This is a genomic window from Bacillus sp. FJAT-29937, from assembly GCF_001509555.1.
Classification (GTDB): Bacteria; Bacillota; Bacilli; order Bacillales; family Cytobacillaceae; genus Cytobacillus.
In genome coordinates, this window is sequence record NZ_LMAS01000003.1 from 1 (window position 1) to 934 (window position 934).

At 46.0% G+C, this 934-nt stretch carries 5 tRNA genes and 1 rRNA gene; all 6 read left to right on the plus strand.

Annotated features, from left to right (window positions below):
- The first annotated feature begins 193 nt into the window (after window positions 1–193).
- The 6 genes from rrf to AR328_RS06325 all read left to right on the plus strand — a co-directional run bounded on the left by rrf (window position 194) and on the right by AR328_RS06325 (window position 913).
- Window positions 194–311: ribosomal RNA gene (gene rrf / locus AR328_RS06300) — 5S ribosomal RNA — on the plus strand.
- A gap of 10 nt (window positions 312–321) precedes the next feature.
- Window positions 322–397 (plus strand) — tRNA-Val (locus tag AR328_RS06305).
- A gap of 161 nt (window positions 398–558) precedes the next feature.
- Window positions 559–631, plus strand: a tRNA-Thr gene (locus AR328_RS06310).
- 15 nt (window positions 632–646) lie between these two features.
- Window positions 647–722 (plus strand) — tRNA-Lys (locus AR328_RS06315).
- Between the two features lie 15 nt (window positions 723–737).
- Window positions 738–819, plus strand: a tRNA-Leu gene (locus AR328_RS06320).
- Between the two features lie 19 nt (window positions 820–838).
- Window positions 839–913: transfer RNA gene (locus tag AR328_RS06325), tRNA-Gly, on the plus strand.
- The last annotated feature ends 21 nt before the right edge of the window (window positions 914–934 follow it).

Sequence of the window (934 nt, forward strand, 5' to 3'; positions counted from 1 at the left end):
GATCAGGTTGATAGGTTTGAGGTGGAAGCGTGGCGACACGTGGAGCTGACAAATACTAATCGGTCGAGGACTTAACCACATTTAATATGATTACTCGAATTACTTCTTCAGCATTATCTAGTTTTGAGAGAATGAAAATTTCTCTTGAAAAAAATAAAAAAGACGATATAATAAATATTGTCTTTAATAAAAGTCTAGTGGCGATAGCGAAAAGGTCACACCCGTTCCCATCCCGAACACGGAAGTTAAGCTTTTCAGCGCCGATGGTAGTTAGGGGCTGTCCCCTTTGTGAGAGTAGGACGTCGCTAGGCTTTAACAAATGGAGGATTAGCTCAGCTGGGAGAGCATCTGCCTTACAAGCAGAGGGTCGGCGGTTCGATCCCGTCATCCTCCACCATCAATATGCTGGCCTAGCTCAATTGGTAGAGGATTTTAAAAGATTACAGCTTCGAAGTGTTACTTCTCTGAATGGTAAACTTTTAAAATCTGCAACAAAGACCGCAGGACTTTGGCGCACAGTTATTAGCAGTATTTGAATTAGAATTGATTTCTTAATATGCCGGCCTAGCTCAATTGGTAGAGCAACTGACTTGTAATCAGTAGGTTGGGGGTTCGAGTCCTCTGGCCGGCACTGTCTTCACATTTTGAGCCATTAGCTCAGTCGGTAGAGCATCTGACTTTTAATCAGAGGGTCGAAGGTTCGAGTCCTTCATGGCTCACCATTTATATTTATATTTGCGGGTGTGGCGGAATTGGCAGACGCACCAGACTTAGGATCTGGCGCCGCGAGGCGTGGGGGTTCGACTCCCTTCACCCGCATCATATAAATTAATATTTTGCGGAAGTAGTTCAGTGGTAGAACACCACCTTGCCAAGGTGGGGGTCGCGGGTTCGAATCCCGTCTTCCGCTCCAAACATGCCGGGGTGGCGGAAC